Below are 17515 nucleotides of genomic sequence, written 5' to 3'. Positions count from 1 at the left end.
GCCTGCCGGACTTCCCGATCCATTCTTATGACGTTGGAGGGAACACATGAACCTGACCACAGAAATCGAACTGCCGCTACTACTCCCAGGCGTCGCTCGCGACGACAGCTGCGTGCAGAGGCTGGTCGATGGCCTTGAGGAAATGAACGGAGTATCGCGCGTGCACGCGTGCGAGGGTGGCGAGGGAGCTCTCGGAATGCTCTGCATTCATTACAACCCCGAGATCGTCTCGCTTCAGCGAGTGCGAGAGGTGGCGGCATCCATGGGCGTTGAGTTGGGTGATCGGTATGGCCACCTTTTCTTGGAGCTTGGTTCGGCCGTTCACGCACGAAAGGCAAGGACAATTGCGGCGCAAGTGCAGGCCGTACCAGGCGTCATTGAAGCCACCACCAGCCCAGCTGGCGGCATAAGTATCGAGTACGAGAGAGCCAAGACAGGCGAGGCGGAGCTGAGAGCGAAGCTTGACGCGCTGGGTGTAGCGCAAGAGCCACCGAGTCCGAGGGGAGATTTGAAGGATCAGCGCGAAGGACACGATCACAAGGACGGACAGGACCCCGGTCATTCCCACGGGGGCCTCCTGGGTGGCAATAGTGAGCTGATCTTCTTACTTGCTTGCGGCCTGCTCCTGATCGTGGGATTTGCGATTGAAAAGCTTGGGTTGACCCAAACGCCCTGGATTCCCACAGCGTTTTACGTAGCAGCCTACGTCTTTGGCGGCTGGTTCACGCTTGGCGAGGCGATCGGGAATATCAAGCTAAAGCGCTTTGAGATCGATACGCTGATGCTGGTTGCAGCGGCAGGCGCAGCCGCGCTCGGCGCATGGGCCGAAGGCGCTTTGCTTCTGTTCCTCTTCAGTCTCGGTCACGCCCTTGAACATTACGCGATGGGCCGGGCGAAGCGTGCGATCGAAGCTCTCGCCAAGCTTGCCCCTGAGACCGCCAAGGTACTGAGGGATGGACGGGTGGTTGAAGTCCGGGTTGAAGCCTTGATACCTGGAGACGTCGTGGTCGTACGTCCCAATGACCGGATGCCGGCGGACGGATTCATTATCAAAGGGGCTAGCAGCGTTGACCAAGCCCCTGTCACCGGGGAAAGCATCCCGGTCGATAAGCTGGCAGTCAGTGACCCTGCCCTGGCACGGGTTCGGTCTGATTCGGTGGCAATGGAGTCACGTGTTTTCGCCGGCACTATCAATGGCTCTGGCGCCTTGGAGGTTGAAGTCACGCGTAGATCAGGGGAATCCGCCCTCGCTCGCGTCGTCAAGATGGTAAGTGAGGCTGAGACGAGGAAGTCGCCCACGCAGCGCTTTACGGACAAGTTCGAGAGAGTGTTCGTTCCTGCGGTATTGATTCTGGCTGCACTCCTTCTCTTCTCCTGGGTTGTGGTTGATGAGCCATTCCGTGACAGCTTCTATCGTGCTATGGCAGTTTTGGTAGCAGCGAGCCCCTGCGCACTGGCCATAGCCACGCCAAGTGCTGTTCTGGCGGGGATCGCAAGAGCCGCACGTGGTGGTGTACTCATCAAAGGTGGAGCGCCGCTCGAAGAGTTAGGAATGATCCGCGCCATCGCGTTTGACAAGACCGGAACGCTCACCCAAGGCAAGCCGCGCATCACCGATATCAAGGTCATGCAGGGGGCAACGGAGAAAGAGTTGCTCCAAATTGCGGTGGCCGTAGAGGCCCTCAGTGACCACCCGTTAGCTGCAGCCATCGTTCGCGACGGGAGCGCTCGACTGGGCGACATCCAGGTGACGGGCGCGACGGATCTTACGAACTTTGCGGGGAGCGGCGTTCAGGCAAAAGTGAACGGCATCAGCGCCTGGATCGGAAAAGCAGAGATGTTCGGTAACGGTAGCATTGGAGCTCTCACCACTGACGCGCAGTCTGCTATCGATGTACTGCGCGAAGCTGGGAGAACGACCATGGCGGTTCGCCTGGGCGACCGGGACCTGGGCATCATCGGGCTGATGGACACGCCGCGCCCAGAGGCACGTGAGGCATTGGAAAAGTTACGGAGCTTGGGCATCCAGCGGATGATCATGATCTCCGGTGACCATCAGACTGTTGCCCAAGCTGTAGCAAGGGACGTCGGTTTGGACGAGGCATGGGGCAATCTCATGCCCGACGATAAGGTAAAGGCGATCCGTCAATTAAAAGAGACGGAGCGGGTGGCGATGGTGGGCGACGGCGTAAATGACGCACCTGCAATGGCCAGTGCAAGTGTGGGTATTGCGATGGGAGCGGCCTCTTCCGATGTCGCGCTGGAGACTGCTGATGTTGCCCTCATGTCCGAGGACCTGAAACAGGTTGCCTTCGCTGTGGAGCTCAGTCGTCGCACCCGAGGGGTGATCCGTCAGAACGTCTATGTCAGCCTTGGCGTTGTCGCACTGCTCGTTCCAGCCACAATCATGGGTCTTGGCATTGGTCCCGCCGTAGCCGTGCACGAGGGCTCGACGTTGCTGGTGGTGTTCAATGCCCTTCGGCTTCTCGGCTACCGTCAGTCCTGACATGCGCCTTCTTGTCATTGACCGTGATCTCCGGGTTGCCAAGGCGATTTTCGAGTATTTCGAGTGCAGGGGGCATCAGCTCGATGCTGCGGGAGACGGCGTCACAGGGCTGCACCTTGCAGTGTCTAATACCTATGACGCAGTCGTCTTGGATTGGACGTTGCCGCGTATCGAAGGCCCTGATCTGATCAGCAAGCTGCGGTCTGAGCATGGTGTATCGGTACCAGTTCTGATGCTTACTGAGAGGCGGGAGCTGTCCGATAAAATTCGTGCCTTCCGTTCTGGGGCGGATGACTATGTAACCAAGCCATTTGACATCCCGGAATTGGAAGTCCGGCTCCAGGCGATAGTGAACCGCGCCCAAGGGCGTCCGGCCACCAGACGGCTGACAGTCGGTGGCCTTACTCTCGATCTGGCAACGTTGATAGCGACCAGGGAAGGAAGGCAGCTGCGGCTCTACCCTGGATCCCGAAAGTTGCTACAAGTTCTGATGCGGGCGAGCCCTTCGGCTGTGAGTCGCCAAGAGCTGGAGCACGCTTTATGGGGGGACGATCCGCCAGATCGGGACCTGCTCCGATCTCATATGTCCGCCCTCAGACGAAGCGTTGATGGGGGGTTCGACGAGAGGTTGATACATACGCTGCCACGCTTTGGCTATCGATTGGGGGCCGAGATGATCGTTTCGGGCTCGCCAAGAAGAGCCTGCACGTCGGATGTAGCAGCTCTATGCGAAAAGTAAGCCAAGCTGTATGGCCTATCGTGTCGTTCCTTGCGATGGCCACCTGGGGCGTGGTGGCTATGGAGCCTTTCGCGCCGGGACCGGAGGAGAGGATGCTCTGGATCCCAGCCTGTATCACGCTATCCAGCATGGCCGCAATGACGGTGGCTAGCCTTATTCAGGACATGTTTGCATTAGCCCGAAGAAGTTGGGGGCAGTTCCTGAGGAGATATCCCAGCGTGTGCCTTGAGGCACTGGTCTTGTTGGCGGCTCCATTCCTTCTTTACACGCAGCAGTCTGGTTGCCAGCTTCTGTGCCCCGCATTAACGGCAAGCCTTTTACTGATTCTTCTGTCGGCTGTAGAAACGCTTTCCACCTCGGTTGTCTTCAGGGTTCGCACTTCGCCGACGTCGTTGATAATGCTGGCGCATTCCGGTGCAGGCATGTTTGCGACGTATATGTTTACCAAGGGGCTGAAGGTTACCTCGCCCATTAGTCATTTCTGGTTCTTTGGCTCCGTCCTTATGAGTGGCGTGCTGTCTTTTCTCATTGCTCGGTTCTGGACCAACCTGCTCAGAGGTGCGACGGTGGGGTATTCAACTGTAGTTGAAAGGATCATTAGGACCTTCAGCGCGGAACCGTCTGCTGCCCAGTGGATTACAAGGCATGTGGTGACAGGGGGTAGGAAGCAGAAGGCAGCGAAAGGCCGATGCAGAACCATAAAACGCAAAAAGTAGCCAGACGTACGTCTCATCTGACGGCGTAACGGATGGCTCTCGTGAGGGCCGTTTAGCCGCCTGAGCCTTTTTTCTGCTTTCATCAACTGCGACCAATTATCATGGGCACAAAGGTTCTCATTGGACCGGCCAAGATTTCGTAGACATCTCAGAGCCATAAGCAATGGAAGCCAGAGAGGTGTCTATGGCGAGCAAGCAGTACACGGATGAGTTCAATGCCGAAGCGGTCAAGCAGGTTACCCAAAGGGGCTTTGCTGTAGCCGAGGTTGCCAAGCGGCTGGGGGTCTCATCCCACAGCCTTTACCAATGGCTCCGCAAGGCCAAGAGCGAGGCCTTGGCGGGCACACCAGAGGGGTCGATGTTGCCCACGCCCAAGGACTCAGCCGAGGTGCGTCGGTTGAAGGCCGAGGTGAAACGTCTGACTGAGGAGCGCGATCACTCCAATTAGAGAAGACATATGAAAATGCTGTCCCTTACACTTGGCACGCTTTCGGCGCTAGGCCTCCAGAGCAACGCAGATGCTGCAGGCGTCTCGGGCGCGACGACGTCGTTCCAGCAGATACGCAATGCCACGGCTAAGATTACGTATGGCGAAACCGTATTGCTGGTGGACCCTATGCTGGCCTCTAAAGGCGCCTATCCAGGCTTCCCGGAAACGTATCGCAATGAATTGCGCAACCCGACCGTCGAACTTCCCTTCGACACCGGTCAGGTGCTCAAGGGAGTGGATGCGGTGCTTGTGACACATACCCACTTGGATCATTGGGATCCCGCCGCTGAGTCGCTGATTCCGAAGCAGATGCCCGTATTCGTCCAAAACGAAGTTGACGCTAAGCTGCTGAGGGATAAGGGTTTCAAAGACGTCCGGATCCTGCGTCCGCGCGAAATTTTTGGCGGAGTGGCTATCTCCCGCACTGTGACTCAGCACGGCTCGGATTCAATGTACGCGATTGAGTCGCTGGCGAAGAGACTTGGCAGTGTTATGGGTTTGGTCTTTGAAAAGGCTGGTTCACCAACGATCTACCTTGCTGCTGATACCGTCTGGACGAATGAAGTACAGGATACGATCAATCGCTATAAACCGGATGTTATCGTCCTCAACACTGGCGATGCTCGCATCACGGGTTTTGATACGGGGATCATCATGAGTTCTGGGGATACACTTAGGGCGCACACGCTCGCCCCTAATGCGAAGATTGTGTCCGTGCATATGGATGCCGTGAACCACGCGACTGTCTTCCGCGCCGACCTGCGGCAGTACGTTATCGAAAATTCGCTCCAAGGCAGCGTCTTGATTCCTGAAGATGGTGAAACGCTCAAGTTTTGACCCCGCCACCTCTGGCGATGATGCGTTAGCGTTGGCCGCTGCAGCTGGATGGATCCTCTGCGTATGGGGCAGGGCGATAGCTTTGATTTTGCGCCGGCTCGAAGAAATAAGGCCGGCCACGGGATCAAGCTACTGCACATCTCGATAAATTCGGTAGACCAGCGGCGACCTCTAACGCAGGGGATGAGCTGAATGCTCAACGTGAGTATTGGCACATCATCGCCAAAGCCGGCCAGCGAATGGCATGCCTACTTGATCCAGATCCGGGCGCCGCCCTCCAGCTCAACGCAGTCGGGAGTCTCGACGGCATCGACCAGCGTGATCCATTTGAAGAGCTGCAATTCGACGCTGGGGATCCTGTTCACCTGGGCGTTGCTCATCATGGATCAGGTACCTCACGGGTCTATTGCGGCGAGTGGGATCCGGGGCAGGACTGCACCCTGCCCCGCTTGCGGATGATCGGGCTGGCCTAGCTAATCGCACCGGTCATCGGCCTACCCCGAGCGCGCCTTGCGGACCGGTTTTGCCTTGGTTCGCGCGGGCGCTGCCGGCGGTGTGAGTGCAGCGCGCACTTGCTCGGGCAGATCGCCCAAGCGCTCAAGCTGGCTGGCATAGGCGCTTGCCAGCGCGCTCTGGATGTCCCGGTCGCGCAGTGCCTGGGCGGTGGTCTGTTCAGCCTGCTGGCGGGCCGCGCTTAGGTTGCTGAGCTCACGCTGGTGCTGAAGGGATTGCGCGGTGACGCTGTGCTGGAGCTGCTGCAGCGCCTGGCGTGCCCGGTCCACCTCGGTCAGTGCGCGGTCTTCGGTGGCGCGGAGATGCGCCAGCAGCTCATCGCGCTCGGCGGTGTGCTGGTCGGCCTTCTGCGCCAGCTCGGCGCGCAGCGCGGCCACCTGTTCCTCCAGGAGTTCGTTGCGCGTGGAAGTGCCGTCGCGTTGGCGGCGCAGGTCGTCGCGCTCGTCGTGCAGCTGGCGCAACTGTTCGCGCAGGGCGGCGGCGCTGGTCTCAGCCGTACGGGCCTCGTGCTGGGCTTGAGTCAGCCGCTCCAGCGCTTGGGTGCGCTCATGCGCCAGCACGTCCTGCTGGCTGGCCACGGCGGCCTGCGCCGCGTGCAAATCGGCGCGTTCGCCAACCACCAAGGCCTGCGCGTGGTCGGCGGCGGCCTCTAGGGCGGCGGCCCAGCAGCGCTGCGCCAACGCGTCCACCTCCGTCGGCACGTCCGGGCGGCCCTGCTCGCGGGCGCGCTGCCGCAGGCGTGCGCCGACGCTGGCCCACCAGCTGTCCAAGTGACGGGTCACGGTATTGGGTGAACCGGTGCCCAGGTGGGCGCGGATGCGTTCCACCGTGGGGCGATCGCCTCCGGCGATGAGGTCGTCGGCGGCCTGATGGACGTCCAGCTCAGTGAGGCCCCGGGCCATAAACATGTCTCCAGCTGCGAAAAAGAACGAATCCGAGCGGTACATCCGATAATGTAGAATTATCGGATGTATCGACGCCAGCGTGTAGTGAGAGGTACATAGTACATATGAAAAACATCACTTCCATTACCGTTGATCGGAGTGTCGCCCTGCCCGATCCGGCCCGGCTGTCGGCGCAGGCCGCTACCGCCGCTGACCAGATCCTGGCGGCGGCGCACAGCGCCAATACCACCCGCAGTTACCGTACCGCCCTGCGCTACTGGGCCGGCTGGTACCAAGGCCGCTACGCTCAGCCGCTACGCCTGCCGCTGCCGTCGGCAACCGTGGTGCAATTCATCGTCGACCACGTGGCGCGCGACACCGCCGAGGGTGTGCGCTGGGAGTTGCCGGCCGCGCTGGACCAGGCGCTGGTGGCGGCCAAGTTGAAGAGCCGCCCTGGCCCGTGGCGGTTGGCCACCCTCACCCACCGCGTCTCGGTGCTGAGCAAGGTCCATCAGCTGCAGCACTTGGCCAATCCCCTCGACAGCGTCGAGGTGCGCCAGCTGCTGGTCAGCGCCCGCCGGACTGCGCATAAGCGTGGGGAGCGCCCACGCAAAAAGGCAGCGATCACACGGCTCGAGCTGCATGCGCTGCTGGCCACCTGCGGCCCCGGCTTGGCAGGCCTGCGCGATCGCGCCCTGCTCTACTTCGGCTTTTCCACTGGCGGTCGCCGTCGCAGCGAGGTGGCGGCAGCGACCCTGGCGCATCTGCGTGCCCTGCCCGAAGGCGGTTTTGTCTACCACCTGGACCAGGCTAAGACGAGGGCTGGCAGGGAATCGTTACGAGCACGGCCAGATCTTCGCTAACCGATTGATGGATCGCTGAATTCTACCCTCGGCCGCACTTCCAGGCTCGGCCCCCCGGGAAGCTGTGGCACCATTCAATCATGGCCACCACGTACTACTTCTTGGACACCGAGTGGGCCGATGTAACGGGCAGCGAGCTGGTGAGTCTGGCGCTGGTGAACGAAGGTGGAGACCGCCTTTTCTACGCTGAGCGAGCCAGCCTGCCCGAGGCTCCCACCGACTTCGTTCGTCAGAGCGTCTACCCGCTGCTCGACCGCGGCGACGCAGCCCTGCCGGATGCCGTCCTGACTACCGAGCTGCGCGCCTTCCTCAGCGAGACCGACGCGCTGGCGGTGACGGCGGATTTCCCGAACGATCTCCAGCTGCTGCGGTATGCACTGGATGGTTTTGAGCTACCCGATGACCAGGTTGCCGCATGCGGACCCCGGCCGGCCCCGGTCATGACATGCATGTCGAAGGAAGGCCTTCCTGGGCTGCTGGTCGAGGACTGGTTCGCAGCCCATCCGGAACATAGGGCCAGGCGCCACCATGCGTTGGTGGACGCGCAGGCCTTGCGGATGGCCTGGCTGGTGGCGACCGGCCGGATCTCTGCTCCGGCGTGGGCCCACTCCTACCGCCGCGCCCGGGGATAGCGGCATAGCGTCCATCCCCGGTATGCTTGCCCCATGAACCGCCTGAGCCAGCTCGACCCTCGAATACCGGCGTGATCGCATCGATCGATCACGCCCCTGTTGCTCATGTTGGTCAGAGGGCCGGCCTTATACCCCGGTGAGAGCACGCGCCAGATAAGCGCGTACACGTCGGTTCGATTCCGACCAGGGGCACCACCGTCAACGACGGAAAAATGCTTCTACTTGAGGGTCGGCAGGGATTCGTGAGAAAAACAGCCGAATCGGCTCTATCGCCATGATTCAACGAGGAAACACCCCTCGACGTCAACAGTTCGTGGATTACAGAGCTAGGCTTGATCGAACCAGAAGTCGCGTGACAGAGGCATTGCGGAAGTACTGCTCAGGCACGCGTGCCCTTCTTGAATATTGGATTCAAGAGTTTCCACGCTCCTGACCCAACGGAAACCCTCAACAAGAAGGCTCCGACAGTCGCCTGACCCATTGCAGTAGTTCCTAGTGCGGGATCGTCCGTCCAGCGTCGACGTCGGCCAAACCCTCGCGGGTCTGCCGATCCTTCTCCTCCTCGGTCAATTCCGGTATGTGATCGCCGCCGTGCTCCCTTCTGAGGCCGACACGCCAGCCGCCCCGGCCGCATCCCCCTGCTGCGGCGGATGCCACCGCTGAGTCCGCGCGATGGCTTGATCGTGATCAATGCCAGTCGGCCCCAAGAGGGCTAGACTGGCAATTATGAGAGCTCGCACGTCCCCTGCCCTGATCTGCCCAGCGTCCGCAGGCGCTGCTTCGGGCGTGCGGGAGCTGTCATGGTGAAGCTGCTGAGGCGATGGCGGCGACCCCGTCCTCGTGCCCGACTGGCATGGCTGGGACTGTGGGCGCTGCTGCTGCAACAACTGGCGCTGGTGGCCTACGCCTGTCCGCTGGAATCGGTGGATGCTGGACAAGCGACCCTGATGGTCGGTTGCGAAGAGATGTCCGCGCCGGATCCCGATGCTCCGGCGTTGTGCGACCAGCATTGCCAGCGCGATCACATCGCCACGGCCGATGCGAAGGCCCCTCAAGTGCCTTACCAGCCCGCGCTGGCCGCCTCCGCGCTCGTGCAGGCTCTGTTGCCACCGGTACACGCACGTTCTATCGGGATGTTCCGGTGTGCGTGTCCGATCCGCCCCCCCTGCAGCGCTTCTGTAGCCTGCTGATTTAAGCCCCTCCTGGATTGACCCGTGCTCGTGCTGCTTGTGTTGCAGCACGCTCGTTGTCGTTTGTCCGGAGGTCTTATGGAGATGTCCTTCTTTCTGCGTGCAAGACGCAGGATGGCGTGCGGGGTGTTGTTTGCCCTGGCGCTCAGTGGTCCTGTGGTGGCGGCACCGCCCGCTATCCCGATCAGCTATCCCGAAGCACTACAACAAGCGCTTGCTAACGCCCCTACCCTGCAGGTGCGCCGATCCCAGATCGATGCAAGTACCGAAGAAGCCGCGCGTGCCGGCGCGTTGCCCGATCCACGTCTGATCGTGGGGCTGGCGAACTGGCCCGTCAGCGGACCCGATGCCTTCAGTCTGCGGGCAGACGAGATGACCACCCAGCAAGTCGGGCTGATGCAGGAGTTTCCTGCCCGTGCGAAACGACGTGCCGAGCAAGCGCTGGCTCAAGCGACGCTGGCACAAGCGCGCTCACTGTCGATGGTCGAACAGCAGATGGTGGTCCAAGCGGCCGCGCAGGCCTGGATCGAGCTGCGGAGTACGCAGCAAGCCGTAGATGCGTTGGAAGGTTTGCGCGAGCCGGCGCGCATAGCCGAGCGTGCGGCGCGTGCTCGCTTGGCAGGTGGCACGGCCGGGGCCAGTGACGTGCTTGCCGCCCAGGCCGTCCTACTGCAGTTGGACAATCGCCTGGAGCAGGTACATGCGGAGCACGCCGCGGCGCAGGCCGGCCTGGCGCGGTGGTTGGGTATTGCACCAGAGGCGATCTTGGCCAGTGGTACGGCGCCGGATTTTTCGCAGTTGCCATTGGAGCCCACCCAACTGCTGGCCAACCTGGACCAGCACACACCACTACTGGGCTGGGAGGCACGCCAGAGCTTAGCCCAGGCCCAGGTGGATGCGGCCGTGGCCGAAACCCGCCCGGATTGGAGTGTGGAGCTCACCTACGGACGTCGCGAGCGCGCACTCGACGGCATGGCGCGCAGCGACATGCTCATGGTGGAAGTGGGCGTGGGCCTGCCGCTGTTCCAGAAGAACCGCCAAGCACGAGGCATCGTGGCACGACGGGCTGAGCTGGAGGCGGTGTCCGCAGAGCGCGATGAGGCCCGGCGCATCCAAGCCGAGTCGGTGCAACGCGCGATGGCGCGATGGCGCGGGTTAACCGGCCAGTTGGAGCGTCAGAACACGCAGAGCCTGCCTTTGGCGCGCGATCGCGCACGCACGGCGTTGGCCGCCTACGGCGCCGGTGCCGACCTGCAGCCGTGGCTGGAAGCGCGGCGCGATGAGATCGAATTGCAACTGGAGAACGCCCGTCTGCTGGGCGAACAGGGCCGTGCCTGGGCGGCACTGGCCTATCTGCTGCCCCATGAGGAGAACACGCCATGACCCCGACCAAGACGCGTCTCACACAGCTCGCCGTGGCCCTCGGGTTGCTGGCGCTCGGCTTTGCCAGCGGCTACGCCTGGATGACTCGAACCTCTGATTCCACCCCGCCCACCGGCACGAGCGGCGCAGGTCAAGCGCGCAAGGTGTTGTACTGGTACGACCCCATGGCGCCGGAGCAGCGATTCGACAAGCCGGGCAAATCTCCGTTCATGGATATGAAGTTGCTGCCCAAATACGCAGATGAGGCCATGGGCGGCGGAACGCAGATCAATCCGCGCCTGCAGCAGAACGTGGGCATACGCACTCAGGAAGTGACGGTAGAGTCACTAGGGACTGCTGTACGCGTGCCGGGCACACTGACGAGGGATCTGACCCAGGAAACCGTGGTCAGTGCGCGCACGGAAGGCTTGATCACCCACGTGCAGGTAAAGGCGCCGTTTACCGAGGTTCGTCGTGGTCAAGCGCTGGCCACCGTGCAGGCCCCGGCATGGAACGCGGCCATCGCCGAAGCACATACCCTGAGCCAAGCTCAGTCCGCGAGCGCGCGTGAGCTACAGGGTGCCGCGCAACAACGGTTGCGTTCGTTGGGTGTTCCTTCTGGCGCCTCGGCCAGAAGTGGCGTCGTGCTTGGCGCAGACCACAGTGGTGTCGTGACCGAGATCCTGGCACGCGAGGGGCAGACGGTGATACCCGGTACGCCACTGTTCAAGATCAATGGGCTGGACACGCTGTGGCTGGAGGCCTCGGTGCCCCAGGCAGCGCTGGGCACCTTGCGGCTGGGGACCTCAGTGCAGGCCACGGTCAATGCATGGCCGGCAGAGCGCTTTGGCGGACAGATCCAGGCGTTGCTTCCCCAGGTCGACATGGCTAGTCGCACGCAGCGGGCGCGAATTGTGCTGCGCAACCCGCAGCGTCGGCTGGTGCCGGGCATGTTCGCCGAGGTTCTGGTGCAGCCCGATGCGAGCAGGCCTTGCCAGTCGTTCCCACGGAGGCGCTGATTGCCACCGGGCGGGACAGCCGGGTCATCGTGCAGGATCCGGACGGGAGCTTCCGGCCAGTGCGGGTGAGTGCCGGACGTAGCGTGCAAGGGCGCACGCAGATCGTGGCAGGCTTGGCCGGTGGTGAACGCGTGGTGGTCTCGGGTCAGTTCCTGCTCGACTCTGAAGCCAATCTCTCCGGTGCGTTGGAGCGCCTGGGCGCTGCACAACCTACAAGCCCTGCCAGCGCATCAGGTGTACACGAGCGCCATGACGCCGGGCACGACGCACGCACTGTCGTGCCGTCACCGTCCAGACAGCCTGCGCCTGTCGCGCCAGAGACCTCCACCTCCACGCCGCCACGCTGCCCGGTGCAGTACTGGTATGACCCGATGGTGCCGGAGAAGCATTTCGACAAGCCGGGCAAGTCACCGTTCATGGATATGCAGTTGGTACCCAAGTTCGGCTCCGCCGCAGCCGCTGATTGCCAGGCAAGCGCCGTCATGTCCGAAGCGATGGAGGGCACGCCATGATCGCGCGCCTGATCCATGCTTGCATCGCCAATCGCGTGCTGGTGCTGGTTGCCGCCGCGCTGCTGGCGGTGGTCGGCATCTGGTCGATAAAGAACACGCCGCTGGATGCGCTGCCGGACCTGTCGGATACCCAAGTCATCATCCGCACGCAATGGGCTGGGCAAACCCCGCGTATCATCGAAGACCAAGTCACCTACCCGTTGGCCACCACGATGTTGTCCGTGCCGGGCGTGAAAGCGGTACGCGGCTTCTCCTTCTTCGGTGATTCGTTCGTCTACATCCTGTTTGACGATGCCACTGATCTGTACTGGGCTCGCTCTCGAGTGCTCGAGTACTTGAGCCAGGTGCGCGATCGACTTCCGCCGAATGTGAATCCGGCGCTGGGTCCTGATGCGACAGGGCTGGGCTGGATCTACCAGTACGCCTTGGTGGATCGGACCGGTCAACGTGATGTGGGGCAGCTGCGTGCGTTGCAGGACTGGTTTCTTCGTTATGAGCTAAAAACCGTGCCGGACGTGGCTGAAGTAGCCAGTGTGGGCGGTGCGGTGCGCGCCTGGCAGATCCAGCCGGATCCGCAGGCGTTGGCGGCCCGTGGACTGACGGTGGCCGAGCTCATCGAGGCGGTGGATGCGGCCAACGGCGCTACCGGGGGCTCCGTGATCGAACAAGGCGAAGCCGAACTGATGGTGCGTAGCGAAGGCTACCTGCGCACACAGGAGGCGTTCGAACAGGTGCCGGTAACCGGCAACGACGGCATCCCCGTCTTGCTCGGCGAGGTGGCCACGATCAGTCGCGGGCCGGTCTTCCGTCGTGGTATCGCAGAGTTGGATGGTCAAGGTGAGGTGGCCGGCGGCGTGATCGTCCTGCGGACCGGCAAGGATGCCTTGGGGGCCATTCGGAACGTCAAAGCGCGACTGCAGGCGTTGCAATCCAGCTTGCCCGAAGGCGTGGAAGTGGTGGCGGTGTACGACCGCTCCGAGCTAATCCAGGATGCGGTACGCAACCTCACCCATAAGCTTGGTGAAGAGTTCCTGGTCGTAGCGCTGGTATGCCTGCTGTTCCTGTGGCACCTACGCTCGGCGTTGGTGGCCGTCATCACCCTACCCTTGGGTATCCTAGCGGCCTTCATCGTGATGCACGCCCAGGGGATCTCCGCCAACTTGCTGTCGTTAGGAGGCATCGCCATCGCCATTGGTGCGATGGTCGATGCAGCGGTGGTGATGATCGAAAATGCACACAAGCATCTGGAGCACTGGCGGGAGGAGCACGGTCGGGAACCCCAGGGTGAGGAGCGCTGGCAGTTGATGGCCCGCTCGGCGGCCGAGGTCGGACCGGCCCTGTTCGCGAGCTTGCTGGTCATCACCCTATCCTTCGTGCCGGTTTTTGCCCTGCAGGCGCAGGAAGGGCGTTTATTCTCGCCCTTGGCCTACACCAAGACCTACGCGATGGCCGCCGCAGCAGGGTTGTCGGTGACCTTGATCCCCGTGCTGATGGGCTACCTGATCCGCGGCCACATCCGGCCGGAACAACAGAACCCCATAAATCGCATCCTGATCGCCGGATACCGGCCCATTCTGTTGTGGGTCCTCAAACATCCCGGTGTCACCTTGCTGCTCAGTGGCCTGCTGCTGGTGCTCACCTTGATCCCCTTTAGCCGGTTGGGCAGTGAATTCATGCCACCCTTGGAAGAAGGCAGCCTGCTGTACATGCCCACTGCGTTGCCAGGCCTGTCAGCCGACAAGGCGCGCCAGTTGCTTCAGCTCTCAGGACGGATGATCAAAACCGTACCGGAGGTCGAGCACGTGTTCGGCAAGGCCGGCCGTGCCGAAAGTGCGACCGATCCGGCACCTATGGAAATGTTTGAGACCACCGTGACCTTCAAGCCGCGGGATCAATGGCGCCCGGGCATGACCCTTCAGAAGCTACGCCAAGAGTTGGACGCCGCGGTCAAGATTCCCGGTCTAACCAATCTATGGGTACCGCCCATTCGCAATCGCATCGATATGTTGGCCACCGGCATCAAAAGCCCGATTGGGATCAAGGTCTCCGGACCAGATGTGGAGCAGATCGAGCGCCTGAGCCAGCAGATCGAGCAGGTGGCCAAGACTGTGCCCGGCGTGAGTTCGGCACTGGCCGAACGCGTCACCGGCGGGCGCTATGTCGATGTACAGGTGCGCCCGGAAATCGCTGCGCGTTATGGATTCACTCAAGGCCAACTCCAGCAACTGATTGCCACGGTCGTTGGCGGCGATCCAATCGGGGAAACGATCGAGGGGCGCGAGCGCTATCCCATCGTCTTGCGCTACCCCCGTGGCCAGCGCGACTCATTGCAGGCCTTGCAGGATCTGCCGCTGATCGCGCCAGGCGGTGTGCAACTGACCTTGAGCCAGGTGGCGGAGCTGTCAATCAGCCCAGGCCCGCCGATGCTCAAGAGCGATAACGGCCGGTTGGTGGGCTACATCTACGTCGATGTGGCCGATCGCGACTTAGGATCGGTGGTCCAGGACCTGCAAGCCGCGATGCAGACCCAGGTGAGTTTGCCTGCCGGCTATGGTCTGGCCTGGTCGGGGCAGTACGAGTATCTGCAACGGGCATTGGCACGCCTGCAATGGGTGGTGCCCGCGGCGTTGGCGATCATCTTCCTGGTCATCTGGATGGTGTTTCGCCGGCTCAGCGATGTATCCATCATCCTGCTCAGCTTGCCCTTGGCGTTGGTGGGCGGTTTCTGGTTGATCTGGGGGCTGGGCCATGCGATTTCGGTAGCCAGCATGATCGGATTCATCGCCCTGGGTGGCGTTGCGGCTGAGTTCGGCGTCATCATGTTGCTGTACCTGCGTCATGCTTGGGAGCAGCGCTTGGCCAGCGGTGCGCCGGAAGATGTGTCTACCCTGCAAGAGGCTATCTACGAAGGTGCCGTGCAGCGGGTGCGCCCGAAGGCGATGACGGTAGCCGTCATCCTGGCCGGGTTGTTTCCGCTGTTCGTTGGTGCCGGTGCCGGCTCGGAGGTCATGCAACGTATCGCCGCGCCGATGCTGGGTGGCATGCTCACCGCACCGGTGCTCTCTATGGTGGTGATTCCCGCAGCGTTCTATCTGGTGCGGCGACGTGGATTGCGCGCGGCGCGGGGCGACCAATGAGAGACAGACTGAGCACCTGAGGTCCGTCCCCACAAAAAGACGCGAGTCATGGAAGAAGTCATGACTGGCGTCAAAGGGGAGAGTACCGCCTACGTGCCTACTTGTCAGTGCCCGGCGTGCGGGGAAATCTCAAAGCTCAGCGACGCCCGATCCGACACAAAATCCAAAGCCTTTTGTGTAGAGGGCACCATGTGATTGGTGTGGATGTACCAGGTCTTGGCGGTGGTCACCTGGAAACTGGCTTGGCCTTGGGCATCGGTGCGCAGGAGCGTAGCGCTACCGTGCCCGCCCTTGACCGGTGCATCAGCACGATGACCGACGTACACGCGTAGGTTGGGCACCGGCGTGCCCTGCTGCAGCACTTGGAACGACAGCTGTTCGCCGACCTTCACGCTTCCAGGATTGCGGGTCAAGCGGATCTCCAACGGATAGCCCAGCGAGGCAGCGAAGTCGTCGGTCAGTTTCGTGCCCACCTGTCCAATGGCACGGGCATGCTTGGTATAGCTATAGGTGACCCCTTTGGGGAACTTGCTCGCGTCATAGGTGGCCAGCGTATCGGGCAAGTCTTCCAGCTCCAGGTACTTGCCGAACTCGCTGGCCGTACGTGTGCTGGTGGAAGCCATCGTCGAGACACCCAGCAGATAGGTGCCCTCGCCCGCCGGATGGACGGTGAGCTGGCTTTGCTTGCCGATCTCTTTCCAACTGGCCAGGTCCGGGGCGGCCTTGGCACCGTCCTGGCTCAGCGAAACGTCCTGTAGACGCGCTCGGGTGACTGCGCCAGCACTTTCATCGAAGGTGCCGTTGTTCACCAAGGCGGTGTTCGCCTCGCCCGCTGCGGTGCCAGGCTTGGAGAAAGCGACAAACAGGTCGTGCGCACCGGCACTGCCGGCCACAGCGAACAGCAGTAGTGTGGCGGATAGTTGCGTGTTTCTCATGATGTGTAGCTCCTCGTGATCGTGGCTTACCAGTGGTAACCAAAGCGGACATTCCAGCGACGACCCAGCAAGTCGTACGTCATGGTGTCGGTGTCGGTGTTGGGGTTGTTCTTCACGAACGGCGCCTTCTTATCGAGCACTTTTTCAACGCCGGCGGAGATATCCCATTTCTTCTTGATGCCGTAGCTCAGTTGCAGGCTGTGGTACACCACGCTGGACACATGCGAGCCGATCGTGTCGGGCACGGCGATGATGTCGTCCGCGCTGCCGATGTACTGCGCCGAATAGACGCCGGTCCAACGATTCTTGCCCATACGCAGTGAGCCCAAGCCACGCCACTGGGTGTAGCTACCCAAGCCGCTGGTGATCTTGCCGGCGTACTCAATGGTGGTGGCCCCGGGCGTGAGCGCCCCCAACCCACGCGGGGTGAGTCTGGAGGTCCTGGAAGCCCTGCTGGATCTGGTCATGGCCTCGGGCAAGGTACGTGTGGTCGACGTGGCGGAACTGTGTCCGCCCCTGGATCCGGATCAAGCCACCGCACGTGTGGCCGCGCGTTTGATCCACCGAATGGTCAGTGCGCAGGCTCAGTGAAGTGATATCGGCTGGCAAAAGGCAGTGAGCTAACGGGAACGCTCAGCCAGCAACTGCTTCATTTGCGCGATCTCCTGTGTCTGCGAGGTAATAATGTCCTGGCAGAGCTTCACCAACTCAGGATCCTTCAGACGATTCTCCTCACACATCAGGATGGCGCCAGCGTGGTGGGGAATCATCGAACGGATGAACTGCTTGTCAGTGACCGCTGCTTGAGTGCGAATGCCCCACCAGCAGAACAGCATGAACGCCACCGTCAGACCAGCCAGAATCAGATTGCGTCGGCGATCGGGGTACATGCTGGACATTAGCCACAGCTCGATCAGCAGCATGGGAGCGGCCATCAGGCCCGCCATGTAGAACTGGTTGACGTTGTTATAGACGTTAGCCCACTGATCGACCATTGCGTACATCAATGCGTACATGGCCACGAAAGACAGGCCCATCATCAACAACAGGCGGCCGTAATGGCCTTGATGCCCTTGTTGTGCCTGGTGGGCAGGTTGGTGTGAGGCGTGCGGTTTTGCGTGCTGGGACTGCGGGTCTTGCGCGTTTTCGTGCGTACCGTGCGAAGAGGACATAACAATCT

Annotated in this window: 17 protein-coding genes, 1 tRNA gene and 1 pseudogene; 14 read left to right on the top strand and 5 right to left on the bottom strand. The window is 61.7% G+C overall.

The genetic code is table 11. The annotated features are described in order from the left end of the window. The first annotated feature begins 46 nt into the window (after nucleotides 1–46). The 5 genes and pseudogenes from PV764_RS00645 (at nucleotide 47) to PV764_RS00625 (ending at nucleotide 5288) form a co-directional block, all read left to right on the top strand. Entirely contained in the window at nucleotides 47–2506 is a 2460-nt protein-coding gene (locus PV764_RS00645; protein ID WP_421115967.1) for a heavy metal translocating P-type ATPase, read from the top strand. 1 nt (nucleotide 2507) lies between these two features. Next, entirely contained in the window at nucleotides 2508–3245 is a 738-nt protein-coding gene (locus tag PV764_RS00640; RefSeq protein WP_080341495.1) for a response regulator transcription factor, read from the top strand. 92 nt (nucleotides 3246–3337) lie between these two features. Continuing rightward, the gene (locus tag PV764_RS00635) at nucleotides 3338–3961 is read left to right on the top strand and encodes a hypothetical protein (protein ID WP_146027638.1); all 624 of its coding nucleotides are present in this window, start codon (nucleotides 3338–3340) and stop codon (nucleotides 3959–3961) included. Nucleotides 3962–4145: 184 nt separating this feature from the next. Beyond that, nucleotides 4146–4397: pseudogene (locus PV764_RS00630) on the top strand (transposase); the annotation flags it as partial. A 21-nt stretch (nucleotides 4398–4418) separates the two neighbouring features. Next, nucleotides 4419–5288: an MBL fold metallo-hydrolase gene (locus PV764_RS00625; RefSeq protein ID WP_421115965.1), complete on the top strand. Its 870-nt coding sequence runs from the start codon at nucleotides 4419–4421 to the stop codon at nucleotides 5286–5288. A gap of 248 nt (nucleotides 5289–5536) precedes the next feature. On the opposite strand, the gene PV764_RS00620 is transcribed toward PV764_RS00625, so the two are convergent. Then, nucleotides 5537–5668 (bottom strand): hypothetical protein, encoded by a 132-nt coding sequence (locus PV764_RS00620; protein ID WP_269801247.1) that lies wholly within the window; start codon nucleotides 5666–5668, stop codon nucleotides 5537–5539. 114 nt (nucleotides 5669–5782) lie between these two features. Continuing rightward, a complete protein-coding gene (locus PV764_RS00615; RefSeq protein WP_157825030.1) occupies nucleotides 5783–6703 on the bottom strand; it encodes a DNA-binding protein in 921 nt (306 codons plus the stop codon). 107 nt (nucleotides 6704–6810) lie between these two features. Between PV764_RS00615 and PV764_RS00610 the strand changes: the two genes are divergently transcribed. The 8 genes from PV764_RS00610 to PV764_RS00575 all read left to right on the top strand — a co-directional run bounded on the left by PV764_RS00610 (nucleotide 6811) and on the right by PV764_RS00575 (nucleotide 15400). Continuing rightward, complete coding sequence (locus PV764_RS00610; RefSeq protein WP_182338190.1) at nucleotides 6811–7548, top strand: hypothetical protein; 738 nt, start codon at nucleotides 6811–6813, stop codon at nucleotides 7546–7548. A gap of 80 nt (nucleotides 7549–7628) precedes the next feature. After that, complete coding sequence (locus PV764_RS00605; protein WP_353098698.1) at nucleotides 7629–8180, top strand: hypothetical protein; 552 nt, start codon at nucleotides 7629–7631, stop codon at nucleotides 8178–8180. A 92-nt stretch (nucleotides 8181–8272) separates the two neighbouring features. Then, a tRNA-Ile gene (locus tag PV764_RS00600) sits at nucleotides 8273–8375 on the top strand. Nucleotides 8376–8980: 605 nt separating this feature from the next. Then, nucleotides 8981–9370, top strand: a complete 390-nt coding sequence (locus tag PV764_RS00595) for a hypothetical protein (protein WP_224096875.1) — start codon at nucleotides 8981–8983, stop codon at nucleotides 9368–9370. Nucleotides 9371–9394: 24 nt separating this feature from the next. Next, complete coding sequence (locus PV764_RS00590; RefSeq protein WP_224096874.1) at nucleotides 9395–10753, top strand: TolC family protein; 1359 nt, start codon at nucleotides 9395–9397, stop codon at nucleotides 10751–10753. Continuing rightward, nucleotides 10750–11751 (top strand): efflux RND transporter periplasmic adaptor subunit, encoded by a 1002-nt coding sequence (locus PV764_RS00585; protein WP_224096873.1) that lies wholly within the window; start codon nucleotides 10750–10752, stop codon nucleotides 11749–11751. Before PV764_RS00590 ends, PV764_RS00585 begins: the two co-directional genes overlap by 4 nt. Next, nucleotides 11724–12263 carry a heavy metal-binding domain-containing protein gene (locus PV764_RS00580; RefSeq protein WP_421115963.1) on the top strand — a complete coding sequence of 180 codons (540 nt, stop codon included), beginning with the start codon at nucleotides 11724–11726 and terminating at the stop codon, nucleotides 12261–12263. The genes PV764_RS00585 and PV764_RS00580 overlap by 28 nt, the downstream gene beginning before the upstream one ends. After that, nucleotides 12260–15400, top strand: coding sequence for an efflux RND transporter permease subunit (locus tag PV764_RS00575; RefSeq protein ID WP_104575752.1), 3141 nt, complete (start codon nucleotides 12260–12262; stop codon nucleotides 15398–15400). The genes PV764_RS00580 and PV764_RS00575 overlap by 4 nt, the downstream gene beginning before the upstream one ends. Nucleotides 15401–15504: 104 nt before the next feature. Here the strand turns inward: PV764_RS00575 and PV764_RS00570 are convergent, their stop codons facing one another. Together PV764_RS00570 and PV764_RS00565 are read right to left on the bottom strand one after the other, a co-directional pair. Continuing rightward, complete coding sequence (locus PV764_RS00570) at nucleotides 15505–16335, bottom strand: DUF4198 domain-containing protein (RefSeq protein ID WP_005995738.1); 831 nt, start codon at nucleotides 16333–16335, stop codon at nucleotides 15505–15507. Nucleotides 16336–16361: 26 nt separating this feature from the next. Next, nucleotides 16362–16649 carry a TonB-dependent receptor gene (locus PV764_RS00565; protein ID WP_005413409.1) on the bottom strand — a complete coding sequence of 96 codons (288 nt, stop codon included), beginning with the start codon at nucleotides 16647–16649 and terminating at the stop codon, nucleotides 16362–16364. An 88-nt stretch (nucleotides 16650–16737) separates the two neighbouring features. Here PV764_RS00565 and PV764_RS00560 point away from each other — a divergent pair, with 88 nt between their 5' ends. Continuing rightward, nucleotides 16738–16926, top strand: a complete 189-nt coding sequence (locus PV764_RS00560; protein ID WP_187756563.1) for an arginase family protein — start codon at nucleotides 16738–16740, stop codon at nucleotides 16924–16926. 29 nt (nucleotides 16927–16955) lie between these two features. Here the strand turns inward: PV764_RS00560 and PV764_RS00555 are convergent, their stop codons facing one another. Further along, on the bottom strand, nucleotides 16956–17507 hold the full coding sequence (locus PV764_RS00555) for a DUF305 domain-containing protein (RefSeq protein ID WP_005995733.1): 552 nt from the start codon (nucleotides 17505–17507) through the stop codon (nucleotides 16956–16958). Between the last annotated feature and the right edge of the window lie 8 nt (nucleotides 17508–17515).

It is taken from the genome of Stenotrophomonas sp. AS1, assembly GCF_048957655.1.
Taxonomy (GTDB): domain Bacteria; phylum Pseudomonadota; class Gammaproteobacteria; order Xanthomonadales; family Xanthomonadaceae; genus Stenotrophomonas; species Stenotrophomonas bentonitica_A.
The sequence above is the reverse complement of the archived record's forward strand: the minus strand, read 5'-3'. Positions and strand labels throughout refer to the sequence as shown.

Coding starts and splice junctions, on each gene's coding strand:
- PV764_RS00645 (WP_421115967.1), top strand. CDS start 47: ATGAACCTGACCACAGAAATCGAACTGCCGCTACTACTCCCAGGCGTC.
- PV764_RS00640 (WP_080341495.1), top strand. CDS start 2,508: ATGCGCCTTCTTGTCATTGACCGTGATCTCCGGGTTGCCAAGGCGATT.
- PV764_RS00635 (WP_146027638.1), top strand. CDS start 3,338: ATGCTCTGGATCCCAGCCTGTATCACGCTATCCAGCATGGCCGCAATG.
- PV764_RS00625 (WP_421115965.1), top strand. CDS start 4,419: ATGAAAATGCTGTCCCTTACACTTGGCACGCTTTCGGCGCTAGGCCTC.
- PV764_RS00620 (WP_269801247.1), bottom strand. CDS start 5,668: ATGAGCAACGCCCAGGTGAACAGGATCCCCAGCGTCGAATTGCAGCTC.
- PV764_RS00615 (WP_157825030.1), bottom strand. CDS start 6,703: ATGGCCCGGGGCCTCACTGAGCTGGACGTCCATCAGGCCGCCGACGAC.
- PV764_RS00610 (WP_182338190.1), top strand. CDS start 6,811: ATGAAAAACATCACTTCCATTACCGTTGATCGGAGTGTCGCCCTGCCC.
- PV764_RS00605 (WP_353098698.1), top strand. CDS start 7,629: ATGGCCACCACGTACTACTTCTTGGACACCGAGTGGGCCGATGTAACG.
- PV764_RS00595 (WP_224096875.1), top strand. CDS start 8,981: ATGGTGAAGCTGCTGAGGCGATGGCGGCGACCCCGTCCTCGTGCCCGA.
- PV764_RS00585 (WP_224096873.1), top strand. CDS start 10,750: ATGACCCCGACCAAGACGCGTCTCACACAGCTCGCCGTGGCCCTCGGG.
- PV764_RS00575 (WP_104575752.1), top strand. CDS start 12,260: ATGATCGCGCGCCTGATCCATGCTTGCATCGCCAATCGCGTGCTGGTG.
- PV764_RS00570 (WP_005995738.1), bottom strand. CDS start 16,335: ATGAGAAACACGCAACTATCCGCCACACTACTGCTGTTCGCTGTGGCC.
- PV764_RS00565 (WP_005413409.1), bottom strand. CDS start 16,649: ATGGGCAAGAATCGTTGGACCGGCGTCTATTCGGCGCAGTACATCGGC.
- PV764_RS00555 (WP_005995733.1), bottom strand. CDS start 17,507: ATGTCCTCTTCGCACGGTACGCACGAAAACGCGCAAGACCCGCAGTCC.